This is a genomic window from Aeromonas sp. XH, assembly GCF_033348475.1.
Classification (GTDB): Bacteria; Pseudomonadota; Gammaproteobacteria; order Enterobacterales; family Aeromonadaceae; genus Aeromonas; species Aeromonas sanarellii.
The window spans coordinates 615,639-634,338 of record NZ_CP137630.1; the positions used below are offsets into that span (position 1 = coordinate 615,639).

18 protein-coding genes are annotated in these 18,700 nt (G+C 65.4%); 11 read left to right on the forward strand and 7 right to left on the reverse strand.

From position 1 onward, the window contains the following. Positions 1-35 precede the first annotated feature (35 nt). Positions 36-917, forward strand: a complete 882-nt coding sequence (locus R2B70_RS02950; RefSeq protein WP_318162594.1) for a LysR family transcriptional regulator — start codon at positions 36-38, stop codon at positions 915-917. Here the strand turns inward: R2B70_RS02950 and R2B70_RS02955 are convergent. The 3 genes from R2B70_RS02955 to R2B70_RS02965 all read right to left on the reverse strand — a co-directional run bounded on the left by R2B70_RS02955 (position 914) and on the right by R2B70_RS02965 (position 3,495). Beyond that, the gene (locus R2B70_RS02955) at positions 914-1,780 is read right to left on the reverse strand and encodes a hypothetical protein (protein ID WP_318162595.1); all 867 of its coding nucleotides are present in this window, start codon (positions 1,778-1,780) and stop codon (positions 914-916) included. The genes R2B70_RS02950 and R2B70_RS02955 overlap by 4 nt on opposite strands. Positions 1,781-1,933: 153 nt before the next feature. After that, the gene (locus tag R2B70_RS02960; RefSeq protein ID WP_318162596.1) at positions 1,934-3,361 is read right to left on the reverse strand and encodes a PLP-dependent aminotransferase family protein; all 1,428 of its coding nucleotides are present in this window, start codon (positions 3,359-3,361) and stop codon (positions 1,934-1,936) included. After that, positions 3,358-3,495 carry a hypothetical protein gene (locus R2B70_RS02965; RefSeq protein WP_318162597.1) on the reverse strand — a complete coding sequence of 46 codons (138 nt, stop codon included), beginning with the start codon at positions 3,493-3,495 and terminating at the stop codon, positions 3,358-3,360. Before R2B70_RS02965 ends, R2B70_RS02960 begins: the two co-directional genes overlap by 4 nt. A 136-nt stretch (positions 3,496-3,631) precedes the next feature. On the opposite strand from R2B70_RS02965, the gene R2B70_RS02970 reads away from it, so the two are divergent. The 3 genes from R2B70_RS02970 to R2B70_RS02980 are packed head-to-tail and all read left to right on the forward strand — an operon-like array spanning position 3,632 to position 5,323. Then, positions 3,632-4,099 (forward strand): OsmC family protein, encoded by a 468-nt coding sequence (locus tag R2B70_RS02970; protein ID WP_318162598.1) that lies wholly within the window; start codon positions 3,632-3,634, stop codon positions 4,097-4,099. A 17-nt stretch (positions 4,100-4,116) separates the two neighbouring features. Next, complete coding sequence (locus R2B70_RS02975) at positions 4,117-4,566, forward strand: rhodanese-like domain-containing protein (RefSeq protein ID WP_318162599.1); 450 nt, start codon at positions 4,117-4,119, stop codon at positions 4,564-4,566. After that, the gene (locus tag R2B70_RS02980; RefSeq protein ID WP_318162600.1) at positions 4,556-5,323 is read left to right on the forward strand and encodes a GNAT family protein; all 768 of its coding nucleotides are present in this window, start codon (positions 4,556-4,558) and stop codon (positions 5,321-5,323) included. The genes R2B70_RS02975 and R2B70_RS02980 overlap by 11 nt, the downstream gene beginning before the upstream one ends. A 68-nt stretch (positions 5,324-5,391) precedes the next feature. Here R2B70_RS02980 and ybaK read toward each other — a convergent pair whose 3' ends face one another. Then, positions 5,392-5,862, reverse strand: a complete 471-nt coding sequence (gene ybaK, locus R2B70_RS02985) for a Cys-tRNA(Pro) deacylase (protein WP_042078488.1) — start codon at positions 5,860-5,862, stop codon at positions 5,392-5,394. A 180-nt stretch (positions 5,863-6,042) separates the two neighbouring features. Between ybaK and R2B70_RS02990 the strand changes: the two genes are divergently transcribed. After that, positions 6,043-7,524 (forward strand): diguanylate cyclase, encoded by a 1,482-nt coding sequence (locus tag R2B70_RS02990; protein ID WP_318162601.1) that lies wholly within the window; start codon positions 6,043-6,045, stop codon positions 7,522-7,524. Between the two features lie 62 nt (positions 7,525-7,586). Here R2B70_RS02990 and ppc read toward each other — a convergent pair whose 3' ends face one another. Continuing rightward, complete coding sequence (gene ppc / locus R2B70_RS02995) at positions 7,587-10,220, reverse strand: phosphoenolpyruvate carboxylase (protein WP_042078486.1); 2,634 nt, start codon at positions 10,218-10,220, stop codon at positions 7,587-7,589. A 195-nt stretch (positions 10,221-10,415) separates the two neighbouring features. After that, on the reverse strand, positions 10,416-11,579 hold the full coding sequence (argE, locus tag R2B70_RS03000; protein ID WP_318162602.1) for an acetylornithine deacetylase: 1,164 nt from the start codon (positions 11,577-11,579) through the stop codon (positions 10,416-10,418). Positions 11,580-11,840: 261 nt separating this feature from the next. Here argE and argC point away from each other — a divergent pair, with 261 nt between their 5' ends. From argC to argH, 5 genes are all read left to right on the forward strand, one after another. Further along, positions 11,841-12,848, forward strand: a complete 1,008-nt coding sequence (gene argC, locus R2B70_RS03005; RefSeq protein ID WP_042078484.1) for an N-acetyl-gamma-glutamyl-phosphate reductase — start codon at positions 11,841-11,843, stop codon at positions 12,846-12,848. A gap of 23 nt (positions 12,849-12,871) precedes the next feature. Beyond that, the gene (gene argB / locus R2B70_RS03010; RefSeq protein ID WP_219143500.1) at positions 12,872-13,651 is read left to right on the forward strand and encodes an acetylglutamate kinase; all 780 of its coding nucleotides are present in this window, start codon (positions 12,872-12,874) and stop codon (positions 13,649-13,651) included. 25 nt (positions 13,652-13,676) lie between these two features. Then, positions 13,677-14,594 (forward strand): ornithine carbamoyltransferase, encoded by a 918-nt coding sequence (locus R2B70_RS03015; protein ID WP_209794034.1) that lies wholly within the window; start codon positions 13,677-13,679, stop codon positions 14,592-14,594. 55 nt (positions 14,595-14,649) lie between these two features. Next, complete coding sequence (locus R2B70_RS03020) at positions 14,650-15,885, forward strand: argininosuccinate synthase (RefSeq protein WP_042078480.1); 1,236 nt, start codon at positions 14,650-14,652, stop codon at positions 15,883-15,885. Between the two features lie 202 nt (positions 15,886-16,087). Then, positions 16,088-17,473, forward strand: a complete 1,386-nt coding sequence (gene argH / locus R2B70_RS03025; RefSeq protein WP_318162603.1) for an argininosuccinate lyase — start codon at positions 16,088-16,090, stop codon at positions 17,471-17,473. Between the two features lie 109 nt (positions 17,474-17,582). Here the strand turns inward: argH and R2B70_RS03030 are convergent, their stop codons facing one another. After that, positions 17,583-18,476 carry a LysR substrate-binding domain-containing protein gene (locus R2B70_RS03030; protein WP_318162604.1) on the reverse strand — a complete coding sequence of 298 codons (894 nt, stop codon included), beginning with the start codon at positions 18,474-18,476 and terminating at the stop codon, positions 17,583-17,585. Between the two features lie 96 nt (positions 18,477-18,572). On the opposite strand from R2B70_RS03030, the gene R2B70_RS03035 reads away from it, so the two are divergent. Continuing rightward, positions 18,573-18,698 (forward strand): hypothetical protein, encoded by a 126-nt coding sequence (locus R2B70_RS03035; protein ID WP_257519972.1) that lies wholly within the window; start codon positions 18,573-18,575, stop codon positions 18,696-18,698. Positions 18,699-18,700: the final 2 nt, after the last annotated feature.

Sequence of the window (18,700 nt, forward strand, 5' to 3'; positions counted from 1 at the left end):
ATGATTGCTCCAGCCATTCCCGTCAAGAGAGCACCATGGATATCCGAGCTCTGCGTTACTTCGTCGAACTGGTGCGGGAGCAGAGCTTCACCCGTGCCTCCGAGAAGCTGTTCGTCACCCAGCCCACCATCAGCAAGATGATCCGCAACATGGAGGAGGAGCTGGGCCAGCCCCTGCTGAGCCGGATGGGTCGCCGCTTTACCCTGACCGACAGCGGCCAGGTGTTGTTCAACCGGGCCCAGACCATACTGGCCGAGATGCAGCAGTTGGAGGCGGAGCTGGCGGATCTGCAGAGCCTGCAGCACGGGCGCCTCGCCCTCGGCATTCCCCCCATGGTGGGTCACGTCTATGCGGATCTCATCCGCGCCTATCGCAGCCGCTATCCAAACGTGGAGCTCTCCATCGTCGAGTATGGCGGCCGGCGCATCGAGCAGGCGGTGCTGGAGGGGGAGCTGGATCTCGCCATCACCATGCTGCCGACCAGGGAGGGGGGCGCCCTCTGCGCCCTGGATCTGGACAGCTACCCCATCCAGGTGGTGCTGCCGGACCTGCCCCGCTGGCGCGCGAGCCGGGAGATCCGGCTGGAGGCGCTGCGGGACGAGCCCTTCCTGCTCTACACCCGGGCCTTCACCCTGAGCGAGCGGCTGGAGCAGGCCTGCGAGCAGGCGGGATTCGTGCCCCTGGTGGCGGCCCGCAGCAGCCAGTGGGACTTTCTCACCGCCATGGTGCGCAGCGGCATGGGGGTCGCCTTCCTGCCCGAGCCCATCTGCCGGCGGTTGACGCCGGACGGCCTGGTGCAAAGACCCCTGGTACCGGAGCTGAGCTGGCGGCTCGGGGTGATCTGGCCGAGCGATCGCTACCTCTCCCGCACCGCCGAGGCCTGGCTGGCCCTGTGCCGCGAAGAGGGCGGGGGTTAGTCCTGCCGGACGCCCCGAGCGGGGGCGTCATGATGGCCGATGCCAAAGTCGTCCCGGGCCGGATCATAGAGGTAGGCCTTGTAGTCGACCCCGGTGCCGGGCAGCAGGGGGTTGGTCAGCCTGAACATCTGCCGTGACGCCAGCCGGGTGAAGGCCAGGGAGGGCTGGAAGTGCTGGCGCCAGAGCCGCTTGAGGGAACCGTCCTCCCAGGCCAGTTGCAGGCCGAGCCACAGGCGCTCTCGCTCCTTGCCGTAGGTCGCATGGCTGTAGAAGGCGTGGATCAGCGGGTAGAAGAGGGTCAGATGGCGGTCGACGGCCAGCTCGGGCAGGGCGGGGTGGTGACGCTCCCACTCCGTCAGTATCTCGTTGGCGCCGCGGCAGAAGAGGTCGACCCGGCCGCGGGCCACCAGGCGAAACAGCGACTCGTAGTTGTCCACCTCATGCACCCTGAAGCCGTTGTGACGCAGGATGTCCGCATCACGCCACCCCTTGCCCACCCCCTGACTGAACCCCTGCAACTGGCTCAGGGAGCGGACGCCGGCCAGCGCCCGCGCGCTCTCCGGGCCGACGAAGCAGACCCGGTAGCTGAGAATGCCGAGATCGATGGGGAAGGGGAGCAGGCTGACCTCGGGATGCGGCCGCTCCTGGGGCCAGCTGTCGACGATGAAGAGTGCGCTCCTGCCCGGTTTCTGCACCTCGAGCCGCATCCTCGCCTTGTTCATCCTGACTGAGTCGAGCAGTTCGTAGTCACCGTATTCGGGGCGGGTCTTCTCCAGCGCCAGCTGCATCGCCGCACGGTAGTAGTCCATGCGGGCGTCCTCACTGCTTTCCGGGCCGATCAGCGTGTATCGGGTGGCCGCCATCGGGGAGGACGGGAGGGTGAGCGCGAGGAGGAGGAAGAGGAGTCGGTGCATCTGGGCCGGGTTCTGCAGCGTCGTTGCGCCCAGTATAGTGCGGCCTCTCCCGTGGACCCAGCGCTATCGGGCCCTGGCACCTCTGACCTGTTGGGGGTCAGGTCAGACGGAGCGCATGAGCTGACCCAGATGGCGACATAGTTGGCGCAGGGTCTGGTTGTCGAGGCTGGCGAAGCCGAGCAGCCAGCCCTCCCTCTCGGGGGCGGCGAGGTGAAACTGGTGCAGGGGGCGCAGCCCCAGCCCCCTGGCGTTGGCGATCTCTGTCCAGCGCGCCTCGCCGCCAGGGGGCAACTGCACGGCGCACTGCAGGCCGGCACCGCTGTGGATGGGGGTGAGGGCGGGACAGTGCTCGGCCAGCTCCGCCAGCAGCAGGTCCCGCCGGCTCTGGTAGACGAGGCGGCTCTGGCGCAGGTGGGTGGCGAAGTGCCCGCCCCGGATGAAATCCGCCGTGACCGCCTGCTGGAACTGGTTGCTGTGGCCGTCGACCGCGGCCCGGGCCCGGCTGAAGGCCTCCATCAAGGGGCGTGGCAGCACCAGATAGGCGAGGCGCAGCGAGCCGAACAGCACCTTGCTGAAGGTGCCCACATAGAGCACCCGCCCCTGGCCGTCCAGCCCCTGCAGGGCGGGAAGCGGTCGCTTATCGTACTGGTACTCCCCGTCGTAGTCGTCTTCCAGGATCCAGGCGCCGTGGCGCTCGGCCTCCCGCAGCAGCGCCATGCGGCGGCTCAGGCTCATGGGCACGCCGAGGGGGTACTGGTGGGCCGGGGTGCAGTAGATGAGTCTGGGCCTGGGGTGAGCCCCCGCCGGTTGCAGACCCTCCTCGTCCACCGGCACCGGATGGATGCGGGCCCCGGCGCTCTCCATGGCGGTGCGGGCCCCCGGATAGCCGGGGTCCTCCACCCAGACGGTGTCGCCGGCGTCGATGAGCAGCTGGGTCGCCAGCAGTATGCCCTGCTGGGAGCTGGTGAGGATCAGGATCTGATCCGGCTCGCACACCACGCCGCGGGACTGCACCAGGTAGCTGCTGATGGCGGTGCGAAGGGCGGGCAACCCTCGCGGATCCCCGTAATTCATCCAGTCACAGGCGCGCTCGCGCCACTGCTGCTGCATCAGTCGGCCCCAGAGCGCCTGGGGGAAGAGCCGGGGATCCGGCTGGCTGGAGGCAAAGGAGCGGCCCACCTCGGGCACGTCGTGGCAGGCCCCCCCGTCGGCCATCTCCTGGCCACGGCGGGAGAGGCCCGCCGCAGACTGGGCCGGGCGCGGCGCGGGGCGCACCGCCGCCAGGGCGACGAAGCTGCCGGCCCCCACCTTGCGCACCAGATAGCCTTCCGCCTCCAGCCGGCCATAGGCCAGCTCCACCGTGCTGCGGGAGACGCCGAGATCCCGGGCCAGGGTGCGGCTCGCGGGCAGCCGGCCGTGCAGGGGCAGGTGGCCCGCCAGAATCGCTTCCCTAAGAGTGCGCACCAGCTGTTCGTGGAGCGGCAGTTCGCCGTGCGGTTGATTGGCAAAGAGAGTCGGCAGAACTGTCATGGCTGGCCTCCTCCGTGCTGGGGCAGGTGACCCCTCCATCCGGACATCGCCTCCCGCAGGGTGCGCACCCGCTGTTCGTGGAGCGGCAGCTCGCCCTGTGCCTGGCTGGCGAAGAGCGTGGGCAGCACTGTCATGAGGGGCTCCATCGGAATGAAATTGGTCTGCCTATATTGGCGAAATTGGTCGGCGTGGCAAGGCCATTTTGTCGCTACATTGGTGGACAGGCAGTGACGCCCATTGGCGGCACTATTGGCAACACAAGGAGTCTGCATGTCGGAATACAGCGCCACCATCAGTTGGCAGCGGGGGGCTGGCGAGCCCTTCGTCGATCAGCGTTACAGCCGGGCCCACGAGTGGGCATTTGATGGCGGGGTCAGGGTGCCGGCCTCCTCTTCCCCCCAGGTGGTGCCTCTGCCCTGGTCGGTGGCCGAGCACGTGGACCCGGAGGAAGCCTTCGTCGCGGCCCTCTCCAGTTGCCACATGCTCACCTTCCTCTGGCTGGCGGCGAGGGCGGGGTATCTGGTGGAGAGCTACCGGGACGAGGCGGTCGGGCTCATGGCGAAAAACGGGCAGGGCCGCCTCGCCATGACCCGGGTCACCCTGCGTCCCAGGGTGGTCTTTGGGGGCGAGCAAAAGCCCACCTATGAAGAGCTGGCGCAACTGCATCACCAGGCCCACGAGGAGTGCTTCATCGCCAACTCGGTCAACACAGTCGTCACCACAGAAATAGCGCTCTAATCACAAGGAGATTCAGGATGAGTCATGTATTGCGTACCGGGGTGGCGAGCCCCGTGGAGGCCAGCGCCTTCTTCGAGGCCCAGTTGAAGTTTCGCACCGACCCGGCGGATCTGGCCGCCGACCTGCTGGCCGGGGAGGCGGGTGAAGGGGGCCGCATAGTGGTCATCGACACCCGCTCCCCCGAGCACTATGCCGAGGGGCACATTCCCGGTGCCCTCTCCTTCCCTCATCGCACCATGAGCCCGGCCACCACTGCGGGGCTGGCGCGGAACAGGGTCTATGTCTGCTACTGCGACGGCATCGGCTGCAACGGCTCGACCCAGGGGGCCTACAAGCTGGCGTCCCTCGGATTCGAGGTCAAGGAGCTGATCGGCGGCCTGCACTGGTGGCGCCAGGACGGTTTCGCCGTCGCCACCGGCAGCGAACCCGGCGTCTTGCTGGAGGGGGGGATCGCCTGTGCCTGCTGATACCTGCCCGAAGGGGGATGCCCCCGTCACCAACCGCTTTGGTCAGCCCCTGGGACAGGCGCTCCCCGAGTGGCGCGGCGCCGAGTTCCCCCCTCATCGGGTGCTGAGCGGCTGGGGCTGCCGCCTGGAACCGCTCGATCCCGAGCGCCACCTGGCCGATCTGTGGCTGTCATTCAGTGCAGACAGCGGGGCCATGTGGACCTATCTCACCAGCGGCCCCTTCGCGGACGATGCGGCCATGGGGGCCTGGCTGCGAGGGGTCGCCGCCAAGGCCGATCCCCAGTTCTATGCGATCAAGGATGCGGGGAACGATCGGGCGCTGGGGCTTGCCAGCTACCTTCGCATCGACCCCGCCGCGGGCAGCATGGAGGTGGGCTGGCTGCACTTCTCGCCGGCCCTGCAGCAGTCGCGGCTGGCGACGGCGGCCATGGCGCTGATGATGGCCAATGCCTTTGCCCTGGGATACCGGCGCTACGAGTGGAAGTGCAACGCGCTCAACTGGCCTTCGCGCCAGGCGGCGCTGCGCCTCGGTTTCAGCTATGAGGGAACCTTCCGCCAGGCGCGGGTGGACAAGGGCCACAGCCGGGATACGGCCTGGTTCTCCGTCATCGACGGCGAGTGGCCCGCCCTGCAGCACTGCTTCGCGCGCTGGCTGGACGACGCCAACTTCGACGAGGCCGGGCGCCAGCGGCTGCGGCTCTCCGAGCTGACCGCCGCCTGCCGCGCCAGGGGTGATGTGGCCGGCCCGGCAGACTGATAAGCGTGGCAGACCCATGACGCGAGAGAGGCCCCGGATGACGGGGCCTCTCTCGTGCACGCCGCGGCTCAATCGTGATGGTCTCCGATGGGAGCCGCTATCCACTTCAGCAGGCGCACCATGTCCTCGGGCGCCACCCCGACGGAGAGGCCGCGCTTGCCGCCGCTCACCAGGATCTCGTCAAACGCCATGGCGGAGTCGTCCAGCACGGTCGGCAGCAGTTTCTTCTGGGCCAGCGGGCTGATGCCGCCCACCTTGTAGCCGGTCAGCTTCTCGGCCTCCGCCGGCTTCATCATCTCCACCTTCTTGAGGCCTGTGGCCTTGGCGAGCTGCTTGAGGCTGCACATGCCCGATGACGGGACTATGGCGACCACCGCCTGCTTGTCGTGATGGGCGAGCAGGGTCTTGAACACGCGCGCCTCGGGCAGGCCGAGCTGGGTCGCGGCGTGCTTGCCGAAATCGTCGTGGGCCTCGCACTCATAGGGGTAGAGCTTGTGGGGGATCTTCAGCTTCTTCAGCAGGTTGATGGCGGGTGTCATGGGGTCTCCTCGAACCGTGGCAAGGCCAGACAGTCTGCGCCCGGGAGCCAGATGTGGCAAGTATCAGCCTTTCCCCCCATGGGGACCGCTGTTAGCGTAACCGGATGCCGGATCCTATGATCTGAGCTCTTGTTCCCGCATTCCACCGCGATGCGACGGCGATCGAAAGGAATCGTAGCCATGAATACCCCAGCAATCCGCTCTCGCGATATCGACGCGTTCGATCGTTATGAGGCCCTTGCCCGGCTGACCGCCCTCGACCGGGCCTACGGCATGGTCGAGTTCGATCTGGATGGCCGCATGGTGTCGGTCAACCCGCTGTTCTGCCGCATGTTCGGCTATGCCCCGGAGGCGTTGGTGGGCCAGTCCCATCTGCTGCTGTTGCCACCGGAACTGCACGCCGAGCACGGACGCTTCTGGCAGGGGGTGCTGAAGGGCGAGATCCACTCGGGGGCGTTTCGCCGCGTCATGCAAAATGGCGACACCCTCTGGATCCACGCCACCTACATGCCCGTCACCGACGAGGCGGGGACCCTGCTCGGGGTGGTCAAGCTGGCCCACGACATCACGGCCGAGGTGCTGGCCAAGCAACGGGTCGAACAGCAGAGCCAGCTGTTCGACATCGTCGTGGCCGCCCACCAGAGTTTTCTGCTGGACCGCAATCTGGGGTCGGCCTGCGACACCATCTTCGAGCGGCTGCTGAGCGTCAGCCAGAGTTCCTATGGCTTCATCGGCATCATGCAGTACGAGGAGGGGCGGCCCAGCCTCTACATCCCCTCCATCTCCAACGTCTCCTGGGACGAGGCGACCCACGCCTGGTACGAGCAGCAACGCCAGAACCGGGGCGGCCTCACCTTCAGCAAGCTGGACAACCTGTTCGGCCATGTGGTGACCCACAATACCCTGGTGTGCTGCAACGATCTGCCGAGCCATCCGGCGAGCCGCGGCGTCTCCCCCCGGGGCCACCCCCATCTGGACAGCTTCCTCGGCATTCCCATCCGCCACAAGGGAGAAGCCATCGGGATGATCGCCCTGGCCAACCGCCCCGGCGGCTTCGACGAGACCCAGGTCACCCTGCTCGAACCGCTCACCACGGCGCTGGGCACCCTGATCCACGCCCGCAATCTGGAGGACGAACGCAGCCGAATGGAGCGGGTGCTGCGCTTCAACGCCGAGCACGACTTTCTCACCAAGCTGCCCAACCGCAGCAGCTTCTTCCATCAGGCCAAGGTGCTGCTGGACCACATCCAGCAGCACCCTGCCGAGGGAGAGGCCTGCTGCCTGGCCCTGATCGACATCGATTTTTTCAAGCAGATCAACGACGAGCATGGCCACCTTGCCGGTGATGCCGTGCTCGAGGCGCTCGCCAGCCTGCTGATGCAGGCGGTGCGCAGCAAGGATCTGGTGGCCCGCTTCGGCGGGGAGGAGTTCATCATGCTGCTGCGGGGGACGACCCTGGAGGAGGCCCATGCCATCATGGAACGCATCCGGCAACTGGTCGAGCAGCACAGCTTCGCCTATCAGCGCCAGGCGATCGCCGTCACCATCAGCGTGGGCCTGACCCCCTACCAGATGAGCTATCGCCGCATGGATGACTGGCTGCAGTGCGTGGATCAGCGCCTCTACGAGGCCAAGCGCTGGGGACGCAACCGGGTTGCCTAGGAGGCCTGGGCACTGGAAACAAGAAGGGCGCCAATATGGCGCCCTTTCGCTTGAGGGGTTGATCAACCCGTGTTGCGCATGCCAGCGGCGATGCCGGCGATGGTGACCATCAACGCCTGATCCAGCTCGGGGTGCAGGGTCTCCGGATGGTTGCGCGAGCGGCCAAGCAGCTCGACCTGCAACACGTTGAGCGGGTCCGTGTAGGGGTTGCGCAGCTTGATGGACTCCTTGATCCAGGGCTGATCGTCCAGCAGGTCGCCCTGCGGGCGCAGTTTCAGCACCACCTGGATGGAGTCGGCAAGCTCCTGGCGCAGCTGTCTGCCCAGTGCCCACAGATTCTCCGGCACCAGGCGGGTGTCATAGTACTCCGCCAGCCAGAGATCGGCCTTGAGGAACACCATCTCCAGCATCTCGAGGCGGGTGCGGAAGAAGGGCCACTGGCGGCTCATCTCGTCCAGCACGGCCTTCTGGCCGTCGTCGATGGCCTGCTGCAGCCCCTTGTGGGCGCCGAGCCAGGCCGGCAGCATCAGCCGGTTCTGGGTCCAGGCGAAGATCCAGGGGATGGCGCGCAGGCTCTCGACGCCGCCGTTGGGCTTGCGCTTGGCAGGGCGCGAACCGAGCGGCAGCTTGCCGAGCTCCATCTCCGGGGTGGCGGCGCGGAAGTAGGGCACGAAGTCCGGGTGACCGCGCACTATGCTGCGGTAATGATCGCAGGAGACGGTGGCCAGCTGCTCCATCACGGCGCGCCAGCTCTCCTTGGGCCTCGGCGGTGGCAGCAGGTTGCCCTCCAGCACGGCGCTGGTGTAGAGGTTGAGGCTCTGGAAGGCTACCTTGGGCAGGCCGAACTTGAAGCGGATCATCTCCCCTTGCTCGGTGACCCGCAGGCCGCCGCGCAGGGATCCCGGCGGTTGGGAGAGGATCGCCTGATGGGCGGGGGCGCCGCCGCGACCCACGGTGCCGCCACGGCCATGGAACAGGGTGAGGCGGATGTTGTTGGCCTCGGCCAGGGCCACCAGGGATTCCATGGCGGCATACTGGGCCCAGCCGGCGGCCATCATGCCCGCGTCCTTGGCGGAGTCGGAGTAGCCGATCATCACATACTGACGGCCCTGGATGTAACCGCGATACCAGTCCACAGACAGCAGGCGCTCCATCACGGCGGTGCCCGCCATCAGGTCTTCCTGGGTCTCGAACAGCGGGGCCACCGGCATGCGGAACTTGCAGCCGGCTTCCTTCAGCAACAGCTGCACCGCCAGCACGTCGGACGGCGCGCCGGCCATGGAGATGATGTAGATGCCGAACGCATCCGGGTCGTGACCGGCGATCACCCGGCAGGTGTCTATGGTCTCGCGGGTCTCGTCGCTCGGCTCCCAGTCGGTCGGGATGAGGGGGCGGCGGGAGTTCAGCTCGCGCAGCAGGAAGGCCTGCTTGTCCTCCTCGCTCCACTCGGCGTAGTCGCCCATGCCGAGGTAGCGGGTCAGCTCGGAGAAGACCTGGCCGTGGCGCTCGCCATCCTGGCGGATGTCCAGCTTGACCAGGTGGATGCCGAAGCAGGCCAGCTTGCGCAGCACGTCCAGCAGCATGCCGTCGGCGATGTTGCCCATGCCGCAGGCGTGCAGGGAGTGGTAGCAGAGCTCCAGGGGCTCGCGCAACTGGGCGGTGCTCTTGACCATATCCCGGCTCTCGCTCGCCTGGCCCTGCACCTTGGCGGTCAGGAATTCCTGGGTCTCGCGCAGCTGTTCGCGCAGCTCGCGCACCAGGGCGCGGTAGGGTTCGGGGTTGTCGCCGACCCGGGCACGTACGGCCTCGGTGCAGTCGGCCATGGAGAGCTCGGAGGTGAGCTCCTTGATGTCCTTGTAGAACAGGCTCACCGCCATCCAGCGGCCCAGCTCCAGCACCTCGGCGGTCACCTTGGCGGTGACGAAGGGGTTGCCGTCGCGGTCGCCGCCCATCCAGGAGGTGAACTTGACCGGCGCGGCATCCAGCGGCAGCCGCACACCCAGGTGGTGTTGCAGGCGCTCGTCCAGATTGCGCATGAATTCGGGAATGGCCGGCCACAGGCTGTTCTCCACCACGGCGAAGCCCCACTTGGCCTCGTCCACCGGGGTCGGGCGCTGTTCGCGGATCTCGTTGGTGTGCCAGGCCTGGTTGACCAGCTGCTCGATGCGATTGAGGATCTTGTCCCGCTCGCGGGGCAGCAGATCGGAGAGTTCCAGCGCCTCCAGGCAGTCGTTGAGCTGCACGTGCTTGTGGATCAGGGTGCGACGGGTCACCTCGGTGGGGTGGGCGGTCAGCACCAGATCGATGTCCAGCTCGCGCACGGCCTGGATGATGGCCTCCTGGGACAGGTTGGAGGCTTTCAGCTTGTCGAACATCTGCTCCAGCGGATCCGGGGTGCAGACCTGCTCTTCGCAGCGGCGGGAGATGGTGTGGAACTGCTCCGCCACGTTGGCAAGGTTGAGGAACTGGCTGAAGGCACGGGCCACGGGCAACAGCTCGTCATCGGAGAGGGTGCGCAGGGTCTCGAGCAGGCGCTCTCTGTCCGCCTCGTTCCCCTTGCGGGAGGACTTGGCCAGTTGACGAATGGTCTCGATCTTGTCGAGGAAGGCCTGCCCCTGATGATCCTTGATGGACTTGCCCAGCAACTGGCCCAGCATGCCTACGTTGGCCCGTAGTGCGGCGTACTTTTCGTTCATTCCACATCCTTATTTTGTTGGTGCCTCCTGACCTTCCGGGATGGGAGGCGACCTCACTTATTGTTGTGCGATTACAACATATGCTCCGTCATCTTAGGGGGACAATCTACCCAGATTGTCTGCGCAAGGTCAAATAACAAGCCGATTCAGAAGATGTATTTCCCTCACCTGTCCCGTCCCGGCATGTCATGTAACTTACTTACATTCTCCCGGTTGGATGCAGAAGCGCCGGATCAGGTGCTGCAGCACCGCCGTGGTCGGTTTGACGAACGACAGATCCAGGTATTCATCGGGCTGGTGGGCCTGGGCGATGTGGCCGGGGCCCATCACTATGGTCTCGCAACCAAGCTGCTGGATAAAGGGGGCCTCGGTGCAATAGTTCACGGACTCGGCGGCCCGGCCGCTCGCCCGCTCGGCCTCGCGCACCAGATCCGAGTCATCCTTGCAGGCGTAGGCCGGGATGGGCTCGTGCAGGTGCTGCAGGTGCAGGCAGCCCGGCTGGTGGATCTCGATGGGGGAGAGCGCCTCTTTGAGCATGCCCATCAGCTCGTCCGGCCCCACCTGCGGGGTGGGCCTCATGTCGATGTGCAGCTCGCAGCAGCCGCAGATGCGGTTCGGGCTGTCGCCCCCATGGATGTAGCCCAGGTTCAGGGTCGGCTGGGGCACGGCGAAGCGGTGATCCGCGTACTTCTCCTTCAGATCCTGCTGCAGTTTGAGCACCTGGCCCATGGCCTTGTGCATGATCTCCATGGCGTTGACGCCGTTGGCGGGATCCGAACTGTGGCCGCTTCGGCCCGTGATGCGAATAGCCTCGGACATGTGTCCCTTGTGGGCCACCACGGGCACCAGCCCGGTGGGTTCCCCGATCACCGCGTAGTCGGGCTTGAGCTCGGCGGCCGCGGCGATGGCGCGGGCCCCCGCCATGGTGGTCTCCTCGTCGGCGGTCGCCAGGATGCGCAGCGGCTTGCTGAGGGTGGTGAGATCGATCTCCTTCAGCGCCTCCACGATAAAGGCGAAGAAGCCCTTCATGTCGATGGTGCCGAGCCCATACAGGCGGTTGCCCTCCTCGGTCACCTTGAAGGGATCCTTGTTCCAGGCCCCCTCGTCAAACGGCACCGTATCCGTGTGGCCCGCCAGCAGCAGTCCCCCCTCGCCCTGACCATAGGTCGCCACCAGGTTGAACTTGCCCGGCAGATCCGGCAGCGCCGTCACCTCGCAGTGAAAGCCCAGCTGGCCGAACCAGTCGGCCAGCAGCCGGATCACCGCCTCATTGCTTTGATCCCAGCGGGGATCCGTGCTGCTGATAGAGGGAATCGCAATAATATTCTTATAAAGTGAAAAAAAATCCAGATTGGCCATCAGCTCCTCCTTGCGTCCCCGGGTTCTTTCTGTTAGAAAATACAAATGCAAAGTGAGTGCATGAATATTCTATTCGAGTGCTCAGCGACATGGCCTCTAGTTGTAAGGGAAAGTTAATGTTCTGTCACCTGCTCTGTAACCGACGACGCATATCCGCCTGAATTGCCCCTCCGCACTCGTTGCATCAAAGGGGCGATAGCCGACCCCTTGCACCGCAGCAGCAGGCTGCGAATTTCGAACCCAGACTTGGAATACTCAAACATGCTCAATACCGTTATCGTCGGTGCCAGTGGCTACGCGGGGGCCGAACTGGCCGCACTGGTCCAGAACCATCCACAGCTCAAGCTGTTCGGCCTCTATGTGTCGGCGGGCAGCCAGGACGCCCACAAGCGCTTCTCTTCCCTGCATCCCCAGTGGGTTGGCGAGCTGGATCAGCCGCTGCTGCCCCTGGACGACGACGGCATGACCCGGATCCTGACCCAGGCCGACCTGGTGCTGCTGGCCACCGCCCATGAGGTGAGTGCCGAGCTTGCGCCCAAGTTCCTGGCCAAGGGGCTGCCGGTGTTCGATCTCTCCGGTGCCTTCCGGGTCAAGGATCAGCAGTTCTACGCCTCCTTCTACGGCTTCACCCACGACAGCGAGCAGTGGCTGGATCAGGCCGTCTACGGTCTGGCTGAGTGGAATGCCGAGGCCATCAAGGCGGCCCAGCTTATCGCCGTGCCCGGCTGCTACCCGACCGCCTCCCTGTGCGCCCTCAAGCCGCTGCAGCAGGCCGGGCTGATTGCCAAAGAGTGGCAGCCCATCATCAACGCCGTCTCCGGTGTCTCCGGGGCCGGTCGCAAGGCGGCCATCAACACCAGCTTCTGCGAGGTGAGCCTGAGCCCCTACGGCACCTTCAATCACAGACACCAGCCGGAGATCAGCCATCACCTCGGCAAGGGGGTGCTGTTCCAGCCCCACCTCGGCAACTATGTGCGCGGCATCCTGGCCACCATCTATGTGCAACTGGCGGACGGCGTGACTCAGACCCAGGTAGACCAGGCCTATCTCAAGGCCTATGAAGGCAAACCCCTGGTACGCCTCACCGGCCAGATGCCCTCCATCCGTGGCGTGGCAAACACCCCTTACTGCGACCTCGCCTGGCAGCAGCAGGGCAACATGCTGGTGGTGGTCTCCGCCATCGACAACCTGCTCAAGGGCGCAGCCTCCCAGGCGATGCAGTGCATAAATATCAAGTTTGGTTTTGAACCGGCCACCGGCCTGATTTAACGCTTTAAGGAAGGATCGAGAAGATGGACAAGCAGACGCTGGTAATCAAGTTGGGTGGTGCCCTGATCGAGAACGACGAGGCCCTGACCGCCCTGTTCGCCACCCTCAAAAGCTTCCTAGACGATCAGCACAGACCCCTGGTGCTGGTGCACGGTGGTGGCTGCCTGGTGGATGACCTGCTCAAGGGCCTGGGGATGACCTCCACCAAGAAGAACGGCCTGCGGGTGACCCCGTTCGAGCAGATCCCCGTGATTGCTGGGGCCCTGGCCGGGACCGCGAACAAGATGATGATGGCCAAGGCCATCTCCACCGGCATTCCGGCGGTGGGGCTCTGCCTCGCCGACGGCGGTCTGTGCCAGGTGACCCAGCTCAGCCCGGATCTCGGTGCGGTCGGTGACTGCAAACCGGGCAACCCGGCGCTGGTGGCCGCCATCCTGGGCCAGGGCCTGCTGCCTGTGGTGAGCTCCATCGGCATCACCGCCGAAGGTCAGCTGATGAACGTCAACGCGGATCAGGCGGCCACGGCGATTGCCGAGGCCCTCGGCGCCGATCTGGTGATGCTCTCCGATGTGAGCGGCATCCTGGACGGCAAGGGCAAGCTGGTGCCCCAGCTCGACAAGCAAACCGCGCTGGATCTGATGGAGAAGGGGGTGATCAGCGATGGCATGGCGGTCAAGGTGAAGGCCGCCCTGCACGCCGCCGAGACCCTGGGCAAGCCGGTCTGTGTCGCCAGTTGGCGCTACCCGGATCAGCTGCTCAAGCTGCTGGCGGGCGGTGCGGTCGGCACCCAGGTCACGATCTGATTTTCACCGGGAAAAGGACAATCCGATGCAACATCTTCTGAAAGACAGCGATTTAAGCAAGGCCCAGATCGAGGCGCTGATCGCGCTAGGCAAGGCGGTCAAGGCGGATCCGAAGAAATACAGCCAGGCCCTGGCCGGCAAGAGCGTGGTCACCCTGTTCGAGAAACCCTCCCTGCGCACCCGGGTCACCTTCGACATCGGGATCAATCGGCTCGGCGGCCACAGCGTCTACCTGGATCAGCAGAACGGCGCCCTGGGCAAGCGGGAGTCGGTGAAGGATTTCGCCGCCAACCTGTCCCGCTGGTGCGACGCCATCGTCGCGCGGGTGTTCGATCACCAGACCCTGGTCGAGCTGGCCGAGTTCGGCTCGGTGCCTGTGGTGAACAGCCTGTGCAATCTCTACCACCCCTGCCAGGGGCTGGCGGACTTCATGACCATTGCCGAGCACTACGCCGATCTGTCCAAGGTGAAGCTGGCCTATCTCGGCGATGGCAACAACGTCAGCCACTCCCTGCTGCTCTTGGGGGCTCGGCTTGGCACCGACGTGACCCTGGTCTGCCCGAAAGGCCATGGCCCGGACACCCAGATCTTCCTGCAGGCCCAGGCGCTGGCGGCCCAGTCCGGCGCGCACATCAACATCAGCGATGACGTGGGCGCCATCGAAGGCTTTGACGTGGTTTATACCGACACCTGGGTTTCCATGGGTGACAACACACCAATGGAGCAGGTAAAAGATATCTTCATGCCTTATCAGATCAACCAGGCCCTGCTCGATCGCACTGGCATCCAGCACGTGCTGCACTGCCAGCCGGCGCACCGGGAGCTGGAGATCACCTCGGAGGTCATGGACGGCCCAGCCTCCCTCATCATGGATGAGGCAGAAAACCGGATGCATATCCAGAACGCCGTGCTGCTGACCCTGTTCGGACAGGGCCAGAAGTAATCCGGCAACCGACCCGGAATCACACTTTTTATCGAATCATCATGGAGAGAAGTAAATGAGCGGAATCAACAAGATCGTACTGGCTTACTCGGGCGGACTGGATACCTCGGCCATCATTCCCTGGCTGAAGGAGCACTATGACGCCGAGATCATCGCCTTCGTCGCCGACGTGGGCCAGGAGCGTGACGATCTGGAAGGGATCGAGCAGAAGGCCATCGCCTCCGGCGCGGTCAAGTGCATCGTCAAGGATCTGCGGGAAGAGTTCGTCAAGGAGTACGTCTACCCGACCCTGAAGACCGGCGCCGTCTATGAAGGCACCTACCTGCTGGGTACCTCCATGGCCCGTCCGGTGATCGCCAAGGCCATGGTCGAGGCCGCCCTGGCGGAAGGGGCCGATGCCATCTCCCACGGTTGCACCGGCAAGGGCAACGATCAGGTGCGGTTCGAAGGTGCGGTGGCCGCCCTGGCTCCCCAGCTGAAAGTGATCGCCCCCTGGCGGTTGTGGGACATGCGTTCCCGGGAAGATCTGCTGGCCTATCTGGAAGCCCGCAACATCCCCTGCAAAGCGACCCTGAAGAAGATCTACAGCCGTGACGCCAACGCCTGGCACATCTCCACCGAGGGTGGCGAGCTGGAAAGCACCTGGAACGAGCCGTCCGAAGCCGTCTGGCAGTGGACCGTCTCCGCCGAGCAGGCACCGAACGAGCCGGAGTACGTCAAGCTGACCGTGGCCAAGGGTGAAGTGGTCGCCGTGGACGACCAGCCCCTGACCCCGCACCAGATCCTGACCACCCTGAACGAGCGTGCCGGCAAGCACGGCGTGGGCCGGGTCGACATCACCGAGAACCGGATGGTGGGCATGAAGTCCCGCGGCTGCTACGAGACCCCGGGTGGCACCGTCATGGTCGCCGCACTGCGCGCCGTGGAAGAGCTGGTGCTGGACAGACCGACCCGCGCCTGGCGGGAGAAGCTGGGTGCCGAGTTCTCCCACCTGGTGTATGACGGTCGCTGGTTCACCCCGCTGTGCAAGGCCATCGTCGCCTCCGCCAACGCCATCGCCGAGGAGCTGGATGGCGAGGTGATCCTGAAGATGTACAAGGGTCAGGTCACCGCGGTGCAGAAGAAGTCGCCGAACAGCCTCTACTCCGAAGACTTCGCCACCTTCGGCGCCGACGAGGTGTACGACCAGAGCCATGCCGAAGGCTTCATCCGTCTCTACACCCTGGCGAGCCGGATCCGCGCCATGAAGGAGCAGCATCAAGCCATCGGTGGCGACCATACCCACGGTTGAGTCGTCGCTGTGACCCGTTGATTCGAGGGGGCATGGCCCCCTCTTTTACAGGCAGAGAGGCCCTTTGCCATCATCATCGGGTGTGACAAGAGCGGCTGCGCCCTGGCCGCTTCTGTGAGATAACAGGCTCGCAGGAAAACCAGGCAAGATTTCAAGCTCGACGGCGCAAGACGCCGCCGGCAACGCATTCAAGGAGAGCAGTATGGCACTTTGGGGTGGACGCTTCAGTCAGGGAGCCGATAGCCGGTTCAAGCAGTTCAACGATTCCCTGCGGTTCGATTACCGCTTGGCGGAGCAGGATATCCAGGGCTCCATGGCCTGGGCTCGCGCCCTGGTCAAGGTGGGGGTGCTGACCGCCGATGAGCAAGGAAAACTGCAGCAGGCGATGGAGGTGCTGCTCGCCTCGGTGCAGCAGGATCCCGAGCAGATCCTGAGCTCGGATGCCGAAGACATCCACTCCTGGGTCGAGGGCAAGCTGATCGATGCCGTCGGCACCCTGGGCAAGAAGCTGCACACCGGCCGCTCGCGCAACGATCAGGTCGCCACCGACCTCAAACTCTGGTGCAAGGCCCAGGGCGAGCTGCTGCTCGGCGCCATCACCGCCCTGCAACAGGGGCTGGTCGCCTCCGCCCGTGCCAACCAGGCCGCGGTGCTGCCGGGCTACACCCACCTGCAGCGGGCCCAGCCGGTCACCTACGCCCACTGGGCCCTGGCCTATGTGGAGATGCTGGAGCGGGATCACTCCCGGCTGCAGGATGCCCTCAAGCGCCTCGACACCAGCCCGCTCGGCTGCGGCGCCCTGGCGGGCACCGCCTACGCCATCGACCGCGAAGCGCTGGCGCTCGACATGGGCTTCAGTGGCGCTACCCGCAACAGCCTGGATTCGGTCTCAGATCGGGATCACGTGGTGGAGCTGATGCACGTGGCGTCGCTGTCCATGGCGCACCTGTCCCGCTTTGCCGAGGACCTCATCTTCTACAACACCGGCGAGGCGGGCTTTGTCGAGCTGTCCGACGCCGTTACCTCCGGCTCGTCGCTGATGCCCCAGAAGAAGAACCCGGACGCGCTCGAGCTCATTCGCGGCAAGACAGGCCGGGTGGTGGGCGCCCAGATGGGCATGCTGATGAGCCTCAAGGCGCTGCCCCTGGCCTACAACAAGGACATGCAGGAAGACAAGGAAGGGCTGTTCGACGCCCTGGATACTTGGCACGATTGCCTCGACATGGCGGCCCTGGTGCTGATCGATCTGAAGGTCAATGGCGAGCGCACCAAGGCGGCGGCCCAGGGCGGCTACGCCAACGCCACCGAGCTGGCGGACTACCTGGTGGCCAAGGGCATCCCGTTCCGCGAGGCGCACCATATCGTCGGCGAGACCGTGGTCTACGCCATCAGTGTGAAGAAGCCCCTGGAGGAGCTCTCCCTCCCCGAGTTCCAGCGCTTCAGCCCCGTGGTGGGGGAGGATGTCTACCCGAACCTGGAGCTGGAGGCGACCCTGGCCAAGCGGGTCGCCAAGGGGGGCGTCGCTCGCGAGCAGATAGCGGCAGCCCTGACCGCCGCCGAGGCCTGGCTGGCCAAGCGGACAGGTTAATGCCTCAGCGGGTCTCTTCGCGATAGATAGAAAGCAAAACGGCAACCAAGGGTTGCCGTTTTTTTATGGGCACGCTTCGGCGCAGTGGGGCGCGTTGGCAAGGAGATGTTCAGCCCCTGTATCCGGCGCTGGCCTGATGCACGGCGTCCGTGAGCAGTCGCTGCAACTGGCGCTCGGCCTCGCCGGCTTCGTGGCCGGCGCCGAGCAGCACCACCCCCAGGGTGCCCGGTGAGGGCAGTGCGCCGCCGAGGGAGGCGAGGCTGGCCGGCATGCCGATGGCGGAACGCACCGTGGTCCCGAGCCCGGCCTGCACGGCGGCCCAGATCCCGCCCAGGCTCTGGCTGGTGAAGGCAATGCGCCAGGGGATCCCGGCATCGTCGAGGGCACGGATGGCCCTTGCCCGCATCAGGCAGGGGGCATCGAAGAGCACCAGGGGCAGGGGCTCCCCGCGTGCCAGCAGCGGGTTGATGTCCCAGTCCGGGTGAGCAATCCATTGCAACTGCACTATGTCGATGAGGTGGGCATCCACCCCGTCCTCTAGCGGTTGCCAGGCCAGAGCCATGTCGAGGGTGCCCTCCCTGACCCCCTGCACCAGGGCCCCGTTGCGATCGATGCGGGTCGTCATGCGCAGGGCCGGGTGCTGGCGACAGAGGGGCCCCAGCACGGCGGGGAGCAAAGATTCGCCGAAGTCCTCCTGCACCCCGAGGCGGATCTCCCCTTGCAGCAATTCCCCTTTCAGAGCGAGCACGGCTTCGTCATTGAGCTCCAGCAGCCGCTTGGCGTAGCCCAGCAGGCGCTCGCCGCTGGCCGTCGGCACCAGGTGACGGCCCTGCTTCATGACCAGATCGGTGCCGCACTGCTGTTCGAGTTTTTTCAACTGGGCGCTGACCGCCGAGGTGGAGCGGCACAGCCGCTGCGCCGCCAGTGCAAAGCTGCCGCACTCCAGCCCCAGCACGTAGCTGCGCAGGGCATCGAGGTCCAGGCTGGGGGGAAGGGGTGACATAACGATCCTTATAATTGGGATTATTGGTCTTGAATATTTTGATTTTTTAAATTGTAGCAGTGGGAGAGAGTGGCTTCATCCACCAAGGAGATTGCCATGACACCCGATGTTCCCGATCGCGCCACCCTGGCGCAGCTTGCCCCCCGACTCGCCGAGCGTCTTGATGCCGAGGCGTGGCGCTTCGGACGGGGTCTGATGTTCCGGCAGGGGGTGATCTTATGATC

Coding starts and splice junctions, on each gene's coding strand:
- R2B70_RS02950 (WP_318162594.1), top strand. CDS start 36: ATGGATATCCGAGCTCTGCGTTACTTCGTCGAACTGGTGCGGGAGCAG.
- R2B70_RS02955 (WP_318162595.1), bottom strand. CDS start 1,780: ATGGCGGCCACCCGATACACGCTGATCGGCCCGGAAAGCAGTGAGGAC.
- R2B70_RS02960 (WP_318162596.1), bottom strand. CDS start 3,361: ATGACAGTTCTGCCGACTCTCTTTGCCAATCAACCGCACGGCGAACTG.
- R2B70_RS02965 (WP_318162597.1), bottom strand. CDS start 3,495: ATGACAGTGCTGCCCACGCTCTTCGCCAGCCAGGCACAGGGCGAGCTG.
- R2B70_RS02970 (WP_318162598.1), top strand. CDS start 3,632: ATGTCGGAATACAGCGCCACCATCAGTTGGCAGCGGGGGGCTGGCGAG.
- R2B70_RS02975 (WP_318162599.1), top strand. CDS start 4,117: ATGAGTCATGTATTGCGTACCGGGGTGGCGAGCCCCGTGGAGGCCAGC.
- ybaK (WP_042078488.1), bottom strand. CDS start 5,862: ATGACACCCGCCATCAACCTGCTGAAGAAGCTGAAGATCCCCCACAAG.
- R2B70_RS02990 (WP_318162601.1), top strand. CDS start 6,043: ATGAATACCCCAGCAATCCGCTCTCGCGATATCGACGCGTTCGATCGT.
- ppc (WP_042078486.1), bottom strand. CDS start 10,220: ATGAACGAAAAGTACGCCGCACTACGGGCCAACGTAGGCATGCTGGGC.
- argE (WP_318162602.1), bottom strand. CDS start 11,579: ATGGCCAATCTGGATTTTTTTTCACTTTATAAGAATATTATTGCGATT.
- argC (WP_042078484.1), top strand. CDS start 11,841: ATGCTCAATACCGTTATCGTCGGTGCCAGTGGCTACGCGGGGGCCGAA.
- argB (WP_219143500.1), top strand. CDS start 12,872: ATGGACAAGCAGACGCTGGTAATCAAGTTGGGTGGTGCCCTGATCGAG.
- R2B70_RS03015 (WP_209794034.1), top strand. CDS start 13,677: ATGCAACATCTTCTGAAAGACAGCGATTTAAGCAAGGCCCAGATCGAG.
- R2B70_RS03020 (WP_042078480.1), top strand. CDS start 14,650: ATGAGCGGAATCAACAAGATCGTACTGGCTTACTCGGGCGGACTGGAT.
- argH (WP_318162603.1), top strand. CDS start 16,088: ATGGCACTTTGGGGTGGACGCTTCAGTCAGGGAGCCGATAGCCGGTTC.
- R2B70_RS03030 (WP_318162604.1), bottom strand. CDS start 18,476: ATGTCACCCCTTCCCCCCAGCCTGGACCTCGATGCCCTGCGCAGCTAC.
- R2B70_RS03035 (WP_257519972.1), top strand. CDS start 18,573: ATGACACCCGATGTTCCCGATCGCGCCACCCTGGCGCAGCTTGCCCCC.